This window comes from Limimaricola pyoseonensis (assembly GCF_900102015.1).
Classification (GTDB): Bacteria; Pseudomonadota; Alphaproteobacteria; order Rhodobacterales; family Rhodobacteraceae; genus Limimaricola; species Limimaricola pyoseonensis.
The window spans coordinates 87943-103952 of sequence record NZ_FNAT01000008.1 but is presented as its reverse complement, the minus strand read 5'-3'; the positions used below and the strand labels follow the sequence as shown (position 1 = coordinate 103952).

The following is a 16010-nucleotide window of genomic DNA, read 5'->3' as shown; positions in this document are numbered from 1 at the left end:
AAAGTATTGATTTGGCGAATTACCACTTTGAGGCGAGCATAAATTGCCAGTTAATTCCGTGACGACGCGGCGCCAATGGACAGGCGCCCGGATTGTCGGAATAGTGGGTCCAGGACCAATTGAAGGATCGGACGCCCGGTGCCAGACATCTCGGTCATCATCCCCACCTACAATCGCAGAGGGTATCTGCGCGAGGCGATCGAGTCCGTGCAGGCCCAGACCCGGCCGGTGCGCGAGATCATCGTCTGGGACGACGGATCGAGCGACGGCACCGCCGAGGAAGTGGCCGAAATCGCCGAGCCGCGGCTGCGCTACTTCGCCGCCGCCAATGCCGGCAAGTCGGCGGCGCTGAACCGCGCCCTGGCCGAGGCGCGGGGCGACTACATCTGGATCTGCGACGACGACGACATCGCGCTGCCGCAGGCGGCCGAGCGGCTGGCGGGGATGCTCGACGCCGACCCGGGCATTGGCCTCGCGGGCGCCGGCTACAACCGCTTCCGCGACGGCCCCGGCGGCCGCGAGATCACCGATGCCGGCTACTGGCCGGACCTCGCGCAGGGCTCGGTGCTGCGCCATCTGCTCGAGGACATCTTCCTGTTCCAGAACGCGACGCTGGTGCGGCGCGACTGCTACGACCGGGTCGGCCCGTTCCGCGCCGACCTCGCCCGCTCGATCGATTACGACATGATCGTGCGGCTGGCCGCGCGCTACCCCGTCGCGATGAGCGAGGAGGTGGTCTTCCTGCAGCGCAAGCATGACGGCGCGCGCGGCCCGGCGGCACGGCGCCACGCCGCCTCCGCCTCCGAGGCGGTCTGGGCGGCGCAGGACCGGGTGGTGTTCGAGGGGCTGCGCCCCGGCCTGCCGCTGTCGCTGTTCGAGGCGATGTTCGAGGCCGAGCCGGAATGGCGCGCCCGCGCCGCGCGGCTGCAGCGCGGCGCGGTCTATGCCCGGCGCAACGACTGGGGCCACGCCTTCGACGATCTCGAGGCCGCCGCCCGCATCGCGCCCGACGCCCCGCTCGCCGCCGCCGAGCTGGCGATCTGCCGCCGCGCCGTCTCGGGCAAGCACGGCGTGGTGCTGAGCGCGCCCGAACGCCGCCGCCTCGCCGCGCTGGCCCGCCAAGGCCGGGCCGGGCGCCAGATCGCGGCCGGTCTGGGCCGCGGCCTGCTGTGGTCGCTGCGCCGCGCCTGGCACCGGCGCGACCGGGCCGAGATGCTGCGGCTCGGCCGCATCCTCGCCGCCGCCGGCCTGCCGCTGCGCCCGCCGGGCGCCGGCCCCGCCCTGCACGAACGCCGTGCCCTGCCGGTCGAGGCCTACCGGTGGTAGCCGCGCCCGGCCCCTGCCTCCGCCCCTGCCCCCGCCCCGGGCTCCGCCCGGGTCCGGCGCCGTGATCATCTCGCGCGCCCCGTCGCGGCGGGACCGGCCGCTGCGCATCGCCTTCTTCGGCCACAACGCGCAGGAGCCGACGGTGGGCAAGCGCGCCCGCGCCTTCGCCAGCGCCGGCTACGACGTGATCGGCGTCATGCCCTATCGCGGCACTGCCGCCGAGACCGGCTTCGACTGGATCTCGCTCGGCCGGACGCGCGACAACTCCTATGCCGGCCGGATCGGCCCGCTTCTGCGCAGCGCCCGGCTCGGCGCGGCGCGGCACCCGGCGCTCGGCGAGATCGACCTGATCTACGCCCGCAACCTCGACATGCTGGCCTGCGCCCATGCCTTCCGCCACCGCAACCGGCTGGACGTGCCGGTGGTCTACGAATGCCTCGACATCCACGACCTGCTGGTCGGCGAGGGGCGGGTGGCGCGCTGGCTGCGCGGGCTGGAAGGCGCGCTGCTGCGCCGCAGCCGGCTCCTCGTCTATTCCTCGCCGCGATTCGAGAGCGCCTATTTCGCGCAGCACCATCCCGGCCTCTACACCGGCTGGCTGATGGAGAACCGGCTGATCGCTTCCGAGGCCGGGCCGCGCCCGAGCGCGCCGGTGCGGCCCGAGGGACGACGCCTGCGGCTGGGCTGGGTCGGCAACCTGCGCTGCCGGCGCAGCTTCGAGCTGATGGCGGCGCTGGCCGAGCGCTTCGGCGAGCGGCTGGAGCTGCGGCTGCACGGCTACCCGGCGCGCGCGGTCTTCCCGCGCTTCGAGGCCGAGCTGGCCGACACCCGGATGATCTATTTCGGCCCCTATTCCGGCGCCACCGACCTGCCGCAGATCTATGGCGGGCTCGACCTCGTCTGGGCCGGCGACTGGTTCGCGGCGGGGCACAACTCGAACTGGCTCATCCCCAACCGCATCTACGAGGGCGGCCATCACGGCGTGCCGGCGATCGCGCCGGCCGGCACCGAGACCGGCCGCAGGCTGATGGCCGACGGCACCGGCTGGGCGCTCGACGATCCGGCCGAGGACAGCCTGCCGGCGCTGATCGAGCGGCTGCTGCAGGCGCCCGAGGAGATCGAGCGGCACAGCCGGCGGCTGCTCGAGCTGCCGGCCTCGCGCTTCGTCGAGGGGCCGGCCGAGATCAGGGCTATGGTCGAGGCGGCTCTTGACCGCGATCCCAGCCGCGTGCGCGCAGCCGCCGGGCCGATCTGAGCCGCGCCTGCTCGGCCAGCTTGCCGGCCAGCGACCACAGCACCGCCGGCGGCTCGCGCCCCAGACGCGCGATCGCCGCGGCGTCGCGCGCGCGCACCGCGTCGATCAGCCGCCGCCAGGCCCATTCCTTGCGGATGTCGCCGGCATGGCGGCGCAGCACCGACCGCTCGGCCCGGCCGAGGCCGGGGCGGCGCGCCAGCGCCATGTCGGCGGCGAGGATCGCGCCGAGATCGCGGGTGCTGTGCCGCGCGCTGAGCGAGCCCGGCCGCGCCACGGCGAAGTAGCCGCGCGGGTCGACCAGACGGAACCGCGCGCCCGCCGCCAAGGCCGTGGCATAGAGCAGGTAGTCCTCCCCCAGCCGCAGATCCGGGTCGTATCGCAGCCCGATCGCGTCGAGAAAGCCGCGCCGCATCAGGGGCTTGACGAAGCCCAGCTCGCCGCGTCGGCCGAAGCGGTTGTGCCGGTTGCCGGCGACGAAATCGCAGAAGCTCAGCTCGAGCCGGCCGAAATCCTCGCGGCTCCAGAGCCGGTTGCCGGTGGCCTCGGGCTGCGCCTGCTCGACCCGGTAGATGTCGTCGGCGAGAAAATCGAGCCGGTCGCGCTCCGCCTCCTCGAGCAGCCGCGCGATGCGGTCGGGCGCCATGTGGTCGTCGGCGTCGAGCACCGCGATCCAGTCGGCGCGGCTGGCCTCGATCGCGCGGTTGCGCGCCGCCGCGGGCCCGGCATTGCGCGGCTGGCGCAGCACCTGCACCCGGTCGCCGCCGGCGGCCCGCGCCGCCGCCACCGTGGCGTCGGTCGAGCCGTCATCGACCACCACCACCTCGACCGGCAGGGTCTGGGCCAGCGCCGATCCCACCGCCCGGCCGATCGTGGCTTCGGCGTTGTAGGCGGCGATCACGATCGCGGCGCGGGGCGCGTCTCGGGTCATCTCCTGCAGCGCCTCGCGCGGCGCGTCCTGGCGCGTCATGCCGGGCTCGCCGCGGCGGGCGCGGCCGGCGAGTTTTCCAAGCGCCGCGGCAGCGGCGTCTCGTCATAGGCCGCGATGTCGAAATCGCGCAGCACCCGGCCCATCCGCGCCACCTGCCGGTCGGTGAAATGCGTCTGCCACTTGCCGACCTGCGCCTCCGGCGCGTCGAGCAGGCTGGCATCCTCGGTCATCCGGCTGGCGCGGCGCACCCGCGACAGCACCGGCTCCGGCACCGGCTCGCCCCAGGCGGCGAAGAGCCGGCCGATCTCGGCCGCCGGGTCGAGCGTCATCGTCTCGTAATGCAGGCGCACCGCCTTCTCGGCGGTGACCGGGTCGCGCAGCGCCGGGCCCTGCACCCGGCACCACATCGCCACGATCCGTTCCTCGTCGGTCTCGAGACCGCGGATATAGGCGGCGCTTTCGACGAAGTCGGCGGCGAAGGGGCCGCGCTCGAGATCGGCGGCCATGCCGTCGGTGCCGAAATTGCCCATCCGGATCTGCGAGGCGGCGATCGCGAAGGGGTGACGCAGGAAGTGGATCGGCCGGCGCCGGAACGCGATGCGCCGCAGCATCCAGGGCAAAAAGCCGTTGGCGCGGCAGCATTTCACCACCAGCCGCTCGGCGGCAAGGAACTCGCCGAAGCTGCTGGCCCAGGAGGTCCAGTCGTTGATGCAGCGGCCCGACAGGATGTCGCGCACCAGCGCCTCGGCCTCGGGCCAGTCGGCCTCGGCCGGGATCACCTGCCGCCAGGCGAAGCCCGCCTCGCGCACCCGCGGCGCGGAATCGAGGTGGAACGGCTCCCAGATCACCGCGCTCGGCGCGGCGGCGACCAGAAGTTCGCTGAGCCAGGTCGAGCCGCTGCGCGGGTCGCAGGACAGGAGCAGTGCCTGTTCCGGCGCGAAGCCGCGCATCCGCAGCGTCGCGGCGATCGCCCTTTGGCGCAACGCCCGCCTCATGCCGGCCGCGCCCCGGCGGCGGCCGGCTCGGGCGGCGCGTCCGTGAAACCCGGATGCCCGATCTGGCGCAGGAGCCGCGCCCTGAGTTCCGGCGTGCGGTCGCGCGCGCGCCGCGCCGGCGCGCCGGGCGGCTGCGGACGCGGCACGGCGCGGCCCTCGCGCAGCTGCGCCACGGCCTCGGGCACCGCCTCGAGCGCGGCCAGGAGGTTGCGCATCCGCAGCGCCTGCGGGCTGTCGCCCGGCCCGGCGGCGAGCGGCCGCTGCAGCACGATCGCGCCGGTGTCGACCCCGGCGTCGATCATGTGCACGCTCAGCCCGCAGCTGTCCCAGCCGCCCTCCAGCACCTGCCAGAACTCGGCCTGGCTGCCGCGATAGGCCGGCAGCAGCGAGGAATGCAGGTTCAGCGCCCCGCCGGTCGGGATCGCCAAGAGCGCGGGGCGCAGGATCGGCGCGCCGGTGACCACCAGCAGCTCGGGCGCCAGCGCCGAGAGCCAGTCGCGGCCCGGCTCGGCATTGGGGTCGGCGGTGCGCAGCAGTGCCACCCGCTCGGGCCAGTCCTCCGGCGGCGCGGCCCGCGCGGCGAAGTCGCGCGCCGCCGCCGCGGCCAGCCGCCGCTCGGCCCGCTCCAGCCGCCGCTCCAGCGCCGGGCGGCGCCAGCGGGCGAGCCAGCGCGCCAGCCGCTGCCGGCGCCCGGGCCGGCGGTCGATCACCATGACGCCGGACAGCTCCGTGCCGAAGCGCGCCGCCATCGCCCGCGCCATCGCCCGGCCGAAGGGCGCCTCGTGGCACATCAGCACGATGCCGCCGCTCATGGCCGCCGCTCCGGCAGGGCCACGTCGCGAAACAGCTCGCGGCGCCCGGCGAAATGCGCGAGGAAATGCGAAGGCAGGCCGGACCAGCCCGGCTCGGCCGGGTAGGTGCCCAGTTGCGAGCGGTGCTGCGCCAGCGCCTCGGCCTTGACCTGCCGGGCCGGGCCGAGCCGCACCGCCGCCATGCGCCAGCCCGCCGCTGCCCGCGCCATGTCGCGCAGCCCCAGCAGGAAGCCGGTGCTGTTGCGGCCGGGCCGCCGCCAGCTGCGGAAATCGAAGCTCCAGACCGGGTATTCGCGCAGCGCGATGCCCTGCCCAGCCGGGCCCGACAGCGCCGTGCGGGCGGCACGGGCCAGTGCCGCGTGGTCGGGGTGGCCGTCGCGCAGCGCGCAGACATAGACCTCGTCGGGCCGGGCGGCGGCGAGCCGCGCCCGGATCGCCGCGGCGAGCCGCGGCTCGTGCTCGGCCAGCCGGCCGTCGGGCAGGCCGAGAAAGCCCAGCCGCTCCGGCGCGAGGCCGAGCGTCGCGCAGGCCGCCTGCGTCTCGGCCCGGCGCAGCGCCGCGAGCGCGTCCGGCCCGGTGCGGCGGGTCGGCTCGGCGCGGTGCGAGGCGGTGCCGTCGGTCGCGACCAGCACCTCGACCCGGGTGCCGGCCGCGCGCTTGAGCGCGATGATGCCGCCGCAGCCCAGGCTCTCGTCATCGGCATGCGGCGCCAGCACCAGCGCCGGGCGCAGCGCCGCCTGCGCGGTGGCGTCGCGCGCCCGCAGGGCCAACGCCGCGTGGAACAGGCGGCAGGCGCCGCGCTCGGCCCCGGCCCAGAAGCGGCGCCGCAGCCGGTCGAGCGCGGGCGGCTGCGCGGATGGCTGCGCTGGCGGCTGCACGGGGGGTTGGGCGGTCTCGGTCATCTCATCCCCTTCCGGTGAGGCCGGGCGTGAACATCTCGCCCCGGCGCAGCATCCCCAGCGCCTTGCGCGCCGCGCTGAGCGGCGAGGCGTGGCGCGGCCCGGCGCGGCCGGGCTCGCCGGCATCCGACAGAAGCGCCGCGAAGCGCGGCGCGAGCCCCTGCAGACCGTGCCGGTCGAGCATCGCCTGCCGCGCCCGTTCGGCCAGCCGCCGCGCCGCCACCGGGTCGGCGCGCAGCCGCGCCACATGCGCCGCGGTGGCCTCGGGCGGGCCGTAGAGCGCGATGTCGCCGAAGCTCGGCTCGAGCCGCGGGTCGAGCACGCAAACCGCGCCCATCAGCATCGCCTCGGCCACGGTGCGGCCGAAGCTTTCGCTGGCATCGGGGTGGAAATGGTAGACGAAGACGTCGAGGCTCTCGGCGAAGCTCGCCACCGGCTCGGCGTCGAAGGGCAGGATCTCCCAGCCGGTCATGTCGACGCCCGCGGCGCGGAACGCCTCGACCGGGCAGCCCATCACCCGGATGCGCGCGCCCGGCAGGCGCGGCAGGCTCGCGGCGATGGCGGCGGCGCCAGAGGGCCATTTCAGCGGGTCGGCCCGGCCATGCCGGCCGATCACCAGATCGGCGCCCGAGAAGGGCTGCCGGCGCGGCTGCCAGTCCTCGGGGTCGAACAGGTTGGGCCAGTCGGTCGCGGCGAGCCGGATCAGCGGCGCGAAGGAGCGCAGCTGCCGGCGGCACAGCCCCGAGACCGGCAGCCAGTGCGGCACCAGCCCGGTCGCGCGGCGGCAGCGCCGCGCCGTCGTCACCGGCTCGTATTGCAGCGAGCCGTCGCCGCGGAACGGCAGGTGGTGGGCCACGAGAAAGGCCCGCCCGGCCCGCAGCGGCACCGGCCGCTCGAGCCCGCGAAAGAAGCTCATCGGGTGGTGCAGGAAGGCGACCCGCGCCTCGACCGGCTGCCCCGGCGCGATCCGTTCGAGCCGCGGGTCGGCGCAAAGCTCGGCGATCACCCGGCTGCGCGGGCCGGCGCCGTCGTCGAGGTAATGGCTGCGCGCCTCGACCAGACCGACCCGGCGGCCGGCCGCGAGCAGGCCGCGCAGATCCGCCGCCACCGCCGCGCCGGTGCCGCCGGCAAAGCGCGGATCGACGACGCAGACCGCGTCAAGCATGGCGCTCGCGCCCCGCATCCACGCGTGCGCGCCCGGGATCGACACGCCCGGCATCGACAGGCGGCAAAACGCGCCCCGGTGACGGGGCCGCCGCGCAGGGGCTGGCAGGGAAAATCTTCGGCAACTCGCCCTCCGAAAACGGGGCCGGGCCGGCCCAGAACCATGAACACTCGAACCATCGGGGCGTTGCCCGTCCCCGGAACTCTAGACCTGCCCCGGCGTCAACTCAAGGCTTGCATTGCACGGCCGGCCTGCCGACAATCGCGGCGTCCGGGGCGTGCCTCGCAGCCGTCCCGTCAGGTCACGAGTGTCGATGTTCGGTACGGATCCCGCCATGGGAAATACTGTGTTTTCGGTCGGCCGCGCCCGGCTCGATCTGGTCCTGGCGCTGGCCGCGACGGCGGTCATGGCGGCGCTGGCCTACGCGCTGGCCGGTTCGCCCGGCGCCAACGGCATCGACGATGCCGCGATCACCCGCTCCTACGCGCAGAACATCGCCGCCGGGCACGGCTTCGTCTACAACGTCGGCGGCGAACGGGTGGAGGGCGCGACCTCGCTGCTGTGGACGCTGGCGCTGGTGCCGCTCTACCGCTCGGGCCTGCCGGTCGAGCCGCTGATCCTGGGCTTGGGCTTCACGCTCAGCGTCATCGCCGTGGCGCTGGCGCTCAGGCTCGCGCGCCGGCTCGGCGCCGGGCTGCCGCCGGCGGCGGTGACGGCGGGGCTGCTGATCGGGCTCGCGGGACTGCCGGGCTTCTTCATCTGGTCGGTCTGGTCGATGATGGAGATCGCGCTGTGGACGGCGCTGATCCTGTGGCTGCTCGACCGGCTGACCGCCGCGCTCGAGGCGCCCGAGCCGGCGCGCCGGCCCGACCCGGCGCTCTTGGCGGCGGCCTTCCTGCTGCCGCTGACCCGGCCCGAGGGGGTGGCGGTGGCGACCGGCCTCGCGCTCGGCGCGCTGGCGCTGCGGCCGCTGGCCTGGCGCGGGCTGGCCGGCGCGGCGCTGGCCGCGCCCCTGTCGGCGGCGGTGCTCACCCTCGGGCGGCTGGCCTATTTCGGCCAGCCCTTCCCCAACACCTATTACGCCAAGGTCTCGGCCGACCGGCTGCAGAACGCCTTCGACGGCGCGAAGTACCTCGCGAGCTTCCTGTTCGGCCACCCCTTCGCCGAGGCGCTGGTGCTGGCCTGGCTGGCGCTGGCGGCGCTGGCCGTGGCGGCGCTGTGGCGCGGCCGGCGGGCGGCGGCGGCCGCGCCGGGCCGGCGCAGCCTCGTGCTTTGCGCCACCGCGCTGTTCGGCCTGCTCGCGACCTACGTGATGCTCGGCGGCGACCATTTCGCGATGTGGCGCTTCTACCAGCCGGCGATGCCGCTTCTGGTGATGCCGCTGGCGCTGGCGGTGGGCTGGCTCGCCGGGCCGGCCCCTGCCGCCGCGCGCCGGGCGCTGCCGGTGCTGGCGCTGGCGGTCGCGGCCGGCTGGGTGGCGATGAACGCCGCCGCCTTCCGGCAGGAGCGGTTCCGCATCGCCTGGGAATACAGCCTCTCGGCGCGCGGCGAGGCCTTCGGCCGCTACCTCAACAGTTTCTCGCCGCAGCCGCTGCTGGGCGTCGTGGCCGCCGGCGGCATCGCGCTGACCTACGAGGGCGAGATGCGCGACCTGATGGGGCTGAACTGGGTCGCCATGGCCCATGCCAAGCCGATCAAGACCGGGATGCGAAACCATGCGAGCTTCGACCCGGGCGTGTTCTGGACCGATCCGCCGCAGCTGATCGCCCAGTACCACAAGGCCGAATGCCAGCGCCGCGGCTGGACCGAGCCGGCCATGGCCGGCGCCACCGGCGTGCGGCAGATGCTGCGGCAGGAGCGGTTCCGCGCCACCTACCTGCCGGTCGTGATGGAGATGGAGGACGGGCGATGCACCACTGCTTTTGCCGAACGCGGCTGGCTGGCCGCCACGAGCGATCCGCGCATCGTGCCGGTCGGATGGGACGATCTGCGCCTTCTGGGCGAGGGGACGGGCGCGTGAGCGCACCGCACCGCTCATCGCTCCGGGCACAGCACTGGCCGCAACCGCCCGGAGCCGCGCCATGCCACGGGTGAGCCGCGCCGCCGCCGCCGCGCGCGGCTACGAGATCTGCGTCGTCGGCAGCGGCCCGGCCGGGCTCGCCGCGGCGCTGGCGCTGGCCGAGGCCGGGCGCCGGGTGCTGCTGGTCGAGGCCGGCGCCGCCGAGCCCGCGCCGCCGCCCGGCGCGACGCTGCCCGAGGCTGCGGTGCACGCCCCGGCCGAGGAGACGCATTGCCGCGCCCTGGGCGGCACGTCGTGGATGTGGGGCGGCCGGCTGATGGCCTTCTCGGCGCGCGATTTCGCGCGCGACGGCTGGCCGCTGCCGCATGCCGACTACGCCCGCTGGCTGGCCCCGGCGGCGCGGTTTCTCGGCGGCCCGCCCGACGGGCCGCCGCCGCCGCCGCCCGACGCGCCCGAGATCGACCTCGACTCGGTCGAGATGCTGGCCACCGACGCGCCGCTCTCGGCCCAGCACGCGGCGCGGATCGCCGCGCCCGGCGGGCCGGACCTGCTGACCGGCGCCACCGTGGTCGGGCTGACATGGCAGGAGGGGCCCGAGGGCCGGCCGCGCTGCACCGGCCTGCGGGTGGCGGGCCAGGGCGCCGAGCCGCCGGTCGAGATCGCCGCCGGCGCCACCGTGCTCGCCGCCGGCGGGATCGAGACGGCGCGGCTGATGCTGGCCGAGCGCGCGCGCCGGCCCGACCTGCTCGGCCATCTCGCGGCGCTGGGGCGGCATTACAGCGGCCACCTGACCGGCAGCATCGCCGGGCTGCGCCTCGCCCCCGGCGTCGATGGCGGCGCCTTCGGCTGGCGGCCCGAGCCGCAGGGCGGCTTCCGGCGCCGGGTGATGCGCGGCGCGCCGCGCGCGCCCGGCGCGCAGTCGCGCCCGGCCGAGGCGGGCATCTTCTTCTGGCTGCGCAACCGCCCCGCCGCCGATGCCGGCCACGGCTCTGGCGTGCTGTCGGCCAAGCACCTGCTGGCGCGGCTGCGCGGCCGCGAGGTGCGCGGCGAGCTGACGGTGCATGCCGCCGGCGCGCCGCTGCCCGGCGCCGCCGCCTCGCCGGCGCGCGCGCATCTGCGCAACCTGCTCTATGACGGGCCCTTCGCGCTGCGCATGGCGCCGGGGCTGATCCGCGCCCGGCGCAACCCGCAGCGCCGCCATCTCGACGCGCTGGTGCCGAACCGCGCGCGGCTCTACCGGCTGTGCTACCATGCCGAGATGCGGCCACGCCCCGGCAACCGGATCGAGCTTGCGGGCCCGGTCCGGCCCGACCGTCTGCCGGCGCTGCAGATCCGCTACGCCTATGACGAGGAGGACATCGACATGGTGCTGCGCGCGCATGACCGGCTGGCGCTGTGCCTCGCGCCCGGCGATCTGGGGCTCTACCGGCCCGAAGCGCGCGGCGCGGCCGCCGCGGCGCTGATCCGCGCCCAGGCCAGCGACGGCTACCACCAGACCTGCTGCTTCCGGATGGGCCGCGACGCCGGCGACAGCGTCACCGACGCCGCCGGCCGGCCGCACGGGCTCGACGGGCTCTACCTCACCGGATCGGGGCTGTTTCCCGGCCCCGGCGCGGTGCCGCCGACGCTGTCGATCGTGGCGCTGGCGCTGCGGCTGGCGGCCGAGCTGGCCGACGCGGCGATCCCGGCCCCGGGCCGGGCGGCGCTGGACGGGGTGTCCTGATGACGGTTTCGCTCTCGCCGCATCTGCCGCTGGCCGCGCCGCGCCCCGGCCTCGCGCGGCTGCAACGGGTCGAGCGCGGGCTGGTGCTGTTGTGGTTCATCGTCACCTTCACGGTGTTTCGCAACGACGAGCTGCTGCTCTACCCGCTGGCGCTCTACTTCACCGTGGCGACGCTGCGCGACCGCCATGTCACGCTGCCGCTGCTGCTGCGCTGCTGGCCGCTGGCGCTGCTGCCGGTCTGGGCGATGTTCACCGCGCCGCTGGCGGTGGTGCCGGCCGAGGCGCTGCGCGGGGCGGTGCAGATGCAGCTCACCGTGGTGATCTCGGTGCTGATCGCGGCGTGGATGAGCCCGCGCGAGGTGCTGCTCACCGCGCTCGCCGCCACCGGCTTCGCCGGCGTGCTGAGCCTGTTCATCACCAGCTACCACGACGGCGCGATGACCGGCATCTTCGCCCACAAGAACATGCTGGGCGCCAAGATGCTGCTGTTGTGGACCGCGGCGCTCTGCGTCGCGCTCGACGGCTGGGTGCGGCTGTGGCTGCGGCTGCTGGCGGCGGCGCTGGCGGGGCTGGCGCTGATGCTCATCCTGGCCAGCCAGTCGGCCACGGCGCTGGTGCTGGCGGTGCTGGTGCTGGGGCTGGTGATGGGCTTCGTCTTCCTGTGGGGCCGCGGCGCCGACGCGCCGCCGGACCGGCTGGCGCTGGGGCTGATCCTGGCGGGGCTGCTGACCGGCGCGATCGCCACCGGGCTGGCGCTGACCGCGCTGTCGCCCTTCGAGCTGCTGCTCGGCGCGCTCGGCAAGAGCACCACGCTGACCGGCCGCACCGAGCTCTGGGCCTATGCCGGCGACGTCATCGCGCAGCGCCCCGTCGCCGGGCACGGCGCGCGCGGCTTCTGGCGCTACGAGGAGAACGAGCTGGTCCGCCGCATCTTCGAGGAGTTCCACAAGAGCCCCAAGCAGGTCTTCTCCTTCCACAACTCCTTCTACGAGATCGGCGTGCATCACGGGCTGGTCGGCATCGGGCTGACGGTCCTGATGCTGGTCTGGGCGGTCGGGCGGCTGCTGGCGCAGCTGGTGCGGCGCGGCGGCATGCCCTTCGTCTTCCTGATGGTGGTGACGATGGTCGAGCTGATCCGCGCCATGGTCGAGAGCGAGCTGACCCGCCCCTTCGTGCTGGCGCATATGCTGATCTGGATCGGCGCGGTCTACGCCTCGAAGCACCCGCTGAAACGCTGAGGGGCCCGCGACCGCAAGGTCGCGGGCCCCTCGGGGCGCGGGCCATGCGCCGCCCCCCGTCGAGGGGCGGCGCCGCCGGTCCGGTGCCGATCAGGCGATCAGCAGGTCCGCGAAGGACAGCTCGGCCGGGTCGGTGACGCCGGCGATGCGCAGCCGGTCGCCGCCGTCGAAATGCAGCACCGTGCCGCGGTCGTTCGAGCGGACATGCTCGACCTGCTCGAACAGCCCCTCGGGGAACATGTCGACGCCGATCTCGAAGTCCTCGATGCTGACCTTGTCGCCGCGGTCGTTCGCGAGCATCGGCCGGATGTCGAACATGTCGGCACCCTCGCCACCCCAGGCGCGGTCGCTGCGGCCGCCCTCGAAGTGGAACACGTCGTCGCCGGCACCGCCGTACATCTTGTCGTCGCCCAGCCCGTCGCGCAGCAGGTCGGCGGCGTCGGTGCCGTAGAGCCGGTCGCGGCCGTCACCGCCCACGATCCAGGCCGCGGCCTCGTCGGGGGAGATCTCCTCCGGCGCGGCCGGGGCCGGCGCGGCGGTCGTCTCGGAGCCGGTTTCGGGCTCGGTCACGGTCTCGGGCTCGGCCTTGGTCTCGGCTTCGGGCTCGGTGACGGGCGCGGGCTCGGTTTCGGGCTGGGGCTCGACCGGGGTCGTCGCCTCCACCTCGTCCGCCGGCTCGTTGGCCGCCTCGTCCGCGACCTCGTCGGCCGCGCTGTGCTTGACCGAGTCCACCGCGCCGGCCTCGACGCCGAACCCGGCGACCAGGCCGTCGGCGGCCTGCGGGATGCCGGCGGCGATCTCCTCGGCGCTGCGCGCCTCGGACCAGACCGCGACGTCGTCCATCTCGCCGGTCAGGCCCCATTTGCGGGTCTGGCCGTCGCCGAGCATGTTGAACGTCACCGCGTCGTTCCAGTCGCCGACCGAGCGGCCGACCTCGGCGCCGTCGAGATAGACCCGCACCTCGCCGGCGTCGCGGACCACGGCGTAATGGGTCCATTCGCCGGCCTGCGCCGCCACCTCGGACTTCGCGATCACGTCGCTGCCGTCACGCACCGTGAGCCGGCCGTTAAGGAAGCTCAGGTCGAAGCCCGAGCTGCCGAGGATCGCGTCGGCGGCGTTGATGTTCTTGCCCGGCTCGAGCTTGACCCAGGCCTCGACGGTGAAGTCGTCCTCGAGCCGCATCTCGGGCACGGCCACGCCGGTGCCGTCGAAGCGCAGCGCCTCGCCGACGGTCTTGGTCGGCGTGCCGCCGGCCCCGGGCGTCGCGGGCTGGCTCGGCGCGGGCGCGTCCTCGGCCTCGTCCTCGGGCATCTCGGCCTTCGGCTCGTCGGTCTCGGGCGTCTCGGGCGTCGGGGTCTCCTCGACGGGCGCCTCGACCTTCGGCTCTTCGACCTTGGGCTCCTCGGTCTTGGGCTCCTCGGTCTTCGGGGTCTCCGGCTGCGGCTTGGGCAGGTCGTGGCCGCCCTCGGGCATCACCGCGGCGCCGGAGTCGATCACCCGGATCTCGCCGCTCGGCAGCTTGAAGCCGTCGATCTGGTGCTTGGCGAGGTACTCGTCCGAGAAGCCCTCGAGCTTGACGTCGATCCGGTAGGCGTGGTGCTCGCCGGTGCCGCGATCGGTCACCCACAGCGCGAAGGGCATGACCCAGCCGTCGCCGTCACGCATCGCGCCGTGCAGCTCGATCAGCTGCTCGGCCTTGGGGTGGCCCATCTTGTTGTCGGTGCTGTCGATCCCGTCCTCGTCCCAGCTCGGGGTGGTGACCCAGCGGTTGGTGCCGAGGCCGAGCGTGCCGACGCTGTCGGTGATCTTGCCGCTGATGAACAGCGCGTCGTCGCGCGGGCCCAGCGTCAGGTCGGAGGAGGGGTCGATCTCGACCTTCGGCCGGTCGGCCGTCTTCGCCGCCTTGCCCGACTGCAGCCGCTCGTCGCCGTAGTAGTCGGAGACCAGCCGCTTGCCGACATTGGCGAAGCTGTTGCCGACATAGACGCCGTCGCTGTTGCCGCCGCGGTCGAACACCGCGGTGCGGAAGTTCTCGAAATGCGTGTTCACGAAGGAGGTGCTCTCGTGCTTCTCGGGCAGCACCACCGCGCGGCCGGCATTGTCGGCGCCGATGAACAGGCCGTCGCGGATCACGTATTCGCCGGTGTAGTTGAAGATGTCGAGCACGCGCTGCACTTCCCAGGCGGTCAGCTCGATCATGTCGCTGCGCAGGTCGGTGGAGGAGGCCATGTCCTGGCGGTGGCCGGTGTCGAGCACCGTGTCGACCGCGATCGCCTTGTTGCGGTGGAAGCCGACGATCGCCGGTTCCTCGTTGTTCAGCTCCGCCTTGAGCGGCGCCGGGTCGAAGTCGAGCGAGCCGCGGTCGGGGTTGTCGACGCTGATCTCGGCGGCGCGGAACATCCAGGCGGTGTTGGAGTTGGCGGCGATGTTGTCCTGCTGGACGATCTGCCGGGCCTGGTTCTCGTAGGCGACGCCGCTATGGCCGAAATCGGCCTTGTGCTCGTCACGCTCGACCGAGAAGTCCTCGCCCGCGCCCTTGATGCCGGTGACGAAGTTGCCGACCCACTGGCCGGTCTCGTCGCCGTCCTCCGACACGATGCCGGCGCCGTCGATGTCGTAGACGAAGTTGTAGTCCACCGCGGCGCGGCTGGAATGCTGGACGATGCCCCAGCCCGGCGAGCCGTGCACCGAGTTGCCCTCGAGCACCGCCATGCCCGAATCCGGCGAGGTGCCGGTCTCGTGCAGGTGCAGCGGGTAGCGCGCCTCGACATTGCCGTTCTCGTGCAGCGGGCGCGACTTGTCGGTGCGGCCCAGCTCGTCGAACTCGGCGTAGCGGATCTGCGCGTCGGGGTTGTGCATCATCATCACGTGGCCGCGCACGCCCTCGGGGTTCTCCGAGGTGAAGACGACGTTGCGGCTGGCATTGCCGACATAGACGTCGAGATCGTGGCCGGCCGGGGCGGCGTGGTCATGCGACAGCGCCTTGTCGAGCACCAGCTCGACGCCGCCATCGGTCTTGCGGACCGAGACGATCTCGCGCTCCTCGTCCTGGAACTTGCCCTGCTTGGTGCCCATCACGACGATCTTGTCGCCGGCGGTCCAGCCCTGCGCGCCGGCCTCGAGCTTGATGCTCTTGGCGCCGGCCTTGGCCGCGCCGTCGAGCGTGGCGTAGGAGGCCTTCTCGGCGCCGTGCACCTCCACCCGGCCCTCGGCCACGAGGCCGTTGCCGAGCCGGCCGGGATCGGCCTTGAGGTCGATCGGGCCGTCGGCGATCACCACCTTGGCGGTGACGTCGGCGGCGACCGGGTCGTCCTTGGTGCCGATGGTCAGCCGCGACTGCGGGCCGGTGAAGAAGTTCTCGACCTTCATGTAGGTGTCGGAGCGCGTGGCGAAGTCGAGCGCGCCGTCGACGCGCACCGTCTCGAGCCGGGCCTGCGACTGCGAGTCGTAGCGCAGCGAGATGCCTTCGGGGATGTGCACCTTGGCGTCGGGGCCGGGCACCTTGCCGCCCTTCCAGCTCGACGGGTCGGTCCAGTTGCCGTTCTTGACGGCGACATGGGTGGCCTTGGCCGGGTCGAACAGGGACAGCGTGTGGCTGTGCCCCATCTTGTTCATCTCGGTGTGTTCCATACTACAGTCTCCAGAGAGG

The 16010-nt window shown here is 74.1% G+C and carries 11 protein-coding genes; 5 read left to right on the top strand and 6 right to left on the bottom strand.

Annotation, left to right across the window (positions count from 1 at the left end; all coding sequences use genetic code 11):
* The first annotated feature begins 138 nt into the window (after nt 1-138).
* Nucleotides 139-1326 carry a glycosyltransferase family 2 protein gene (locus BLT43_RS15390; RefSeq protein WP_090114268.1) on the top strand — a complete coding sequence of 396 codons (1188 nt, stop codon included), beginning with the start codon at nt 139-141 and terminating at the stop codon, nt 1324-1326.
* Between the two features lie 61 nt (nt 1327-1387).
* On the top strand, nt 1388-2581 hold the full coding sequence (locus tag BLT43_RS15385; RefSeq protein ID WP_090114266.1) for a glycosyltransferase family protein: 1194 nt from the start codon (nt 1388-1390) through the stop codon (nt 2579-2581).
* Here BLT43_RS15385 and BLT43_RS15380 read toward each other — a convergent pair.
* Genes BLT43_RS15380 through BLT43_RS18760 form a run of 5 tightly spaced genes read right to left on the bottom strand, consistent with a single transcriptional unit; the run spans nt 2517 to nt 7380 of the window.
* On the bottom strand, nt 2517-3548 hold the full coding sequence (locus BLT43_RS15380) for a glycosyltransferase family 2 protein (protein WP_090114264.1): 1032 nt from the start codon (nt 3546-3548) through the stop codon (nt 2517-2519). The two genes, BLT43_RS15385 and BLT43_RS15380, sit on opposite strands and share 65 nt — an antisense overlap.
* Nucleotides 3545-4492, bottom strand: a complete 948-nt coding sequence (locus tag BLT43_RS15375; protein ID WP_090114262.1) for a sulfotransferase family protein — start codon at nt 4490-4492, stop codon at nt 3545-3547. The genes BLT43_RS15380 and BLT43_RS15375 overlap by 4 nt, the downstream gene beginning before the upstream one ends.
* Before the next feature lie 8 nt (nt 4493-4500).
* The gene (locus tag BLT43_RS15370; protein WP_090114260.1) at nt 4501-5316 is read right to left on the bottom strand and encodes a formyl transferase; all 816 of its coding nucleotides are present in this window, start codon (nt 5314-5316) and stop codon (nt 4501-4503) included.
* On the bottom strand, nt 5313-6218 hold the full coding sequence (locus tag BLT43_RS15365; protein WP_165612637.1) for a PIG-L deacetylase family protein: 906 nt from the start codon (nt 6216-6218) through the stop codon (nt 5313-5315). Before BLT43_RS15365 ends, BLT43_RS15370 begins: the two co-directional genes overlap by 4 nt.
* A 1-nt stretch (nt 6219) precedes the next feature.
* On the bottom strand, nt 6220-7380 hold the full coding sequence (locus tag BLT43_RS18760; protein WP_131802677.1) for a glycosyltransferase family protein: 1161 nt from the start codon (nt 7378-7380) through the stop codon (nt 6220-6222).
* A gap of 334 nt (nt 7381-7714) precedes the next feature.
* Here BLT43_RS18760 and BLT43_RS15360 point away from each other — a divergent pair, with 334 nt between their 5' ends.
* The 3 genes from BLT43_RS15360 (at nt 7715) to BLT43_RS15350 (ending at nt 12361) form a co-directional block, all read left to right on the top strand.
* Nucleotides 7715-9400 carry a hypothetical protein gene (locus BLT43_RS15360; protein WP_131802676.1) on the top strand — a complete coding sequence of 562 codons (1686 nt, stop codon included), beginning with the start codon at nt 7715-7717 and terminating at the stop codon, nt 9398-9400.
* Nucleotides 9401-9461: 61 nt separating this feature from the next.
* Nucleotides 9462-11123, top strand: a complete 1662-nt coding sequence (locus tag BLT43_RS15355; RefSeq protein ID WP_090114254.1) for a GMC oxidoreductase — start codon at nt 9462-9464, stop codon at nt 11121-11123.
* Nucleotides 11123-12361, top strand: coding sequence for an O-antigen ligase family protein (locus BLT43_RS15350; protein ID WP_090114252.1), 1239 nt, complete (start codon nt 11123-11125; stop codon nt 12359-12361). The genes BLT43_RS15355 and BLT43_RS15350 overlap by 1 nt, the downstream gene beginning before the upstream one ends.
* A 90-nt stretch (nt 12362-12451) precedes the next feature.
* On the opposite strand, the gene BLT43_RS15345 is transcribed toward BLT43_RS15350, so the two are convergent.
* Nucleotides 12452-15991 carry a LamG-like jellyroll fold domain-containing protein gene (locus BLT43_RS15345; protein ID WP_165612636.1) on the bottom strand — a complete coding sequence of 1180 codons (3540 nt, stop codon included), beginning with the start codon at nt 15989-15991 and terminating at the stop codon, nt 12452-12454.
* Between the last annotated feature and the right edge of the window lie 19 nt (nt 15992-16010).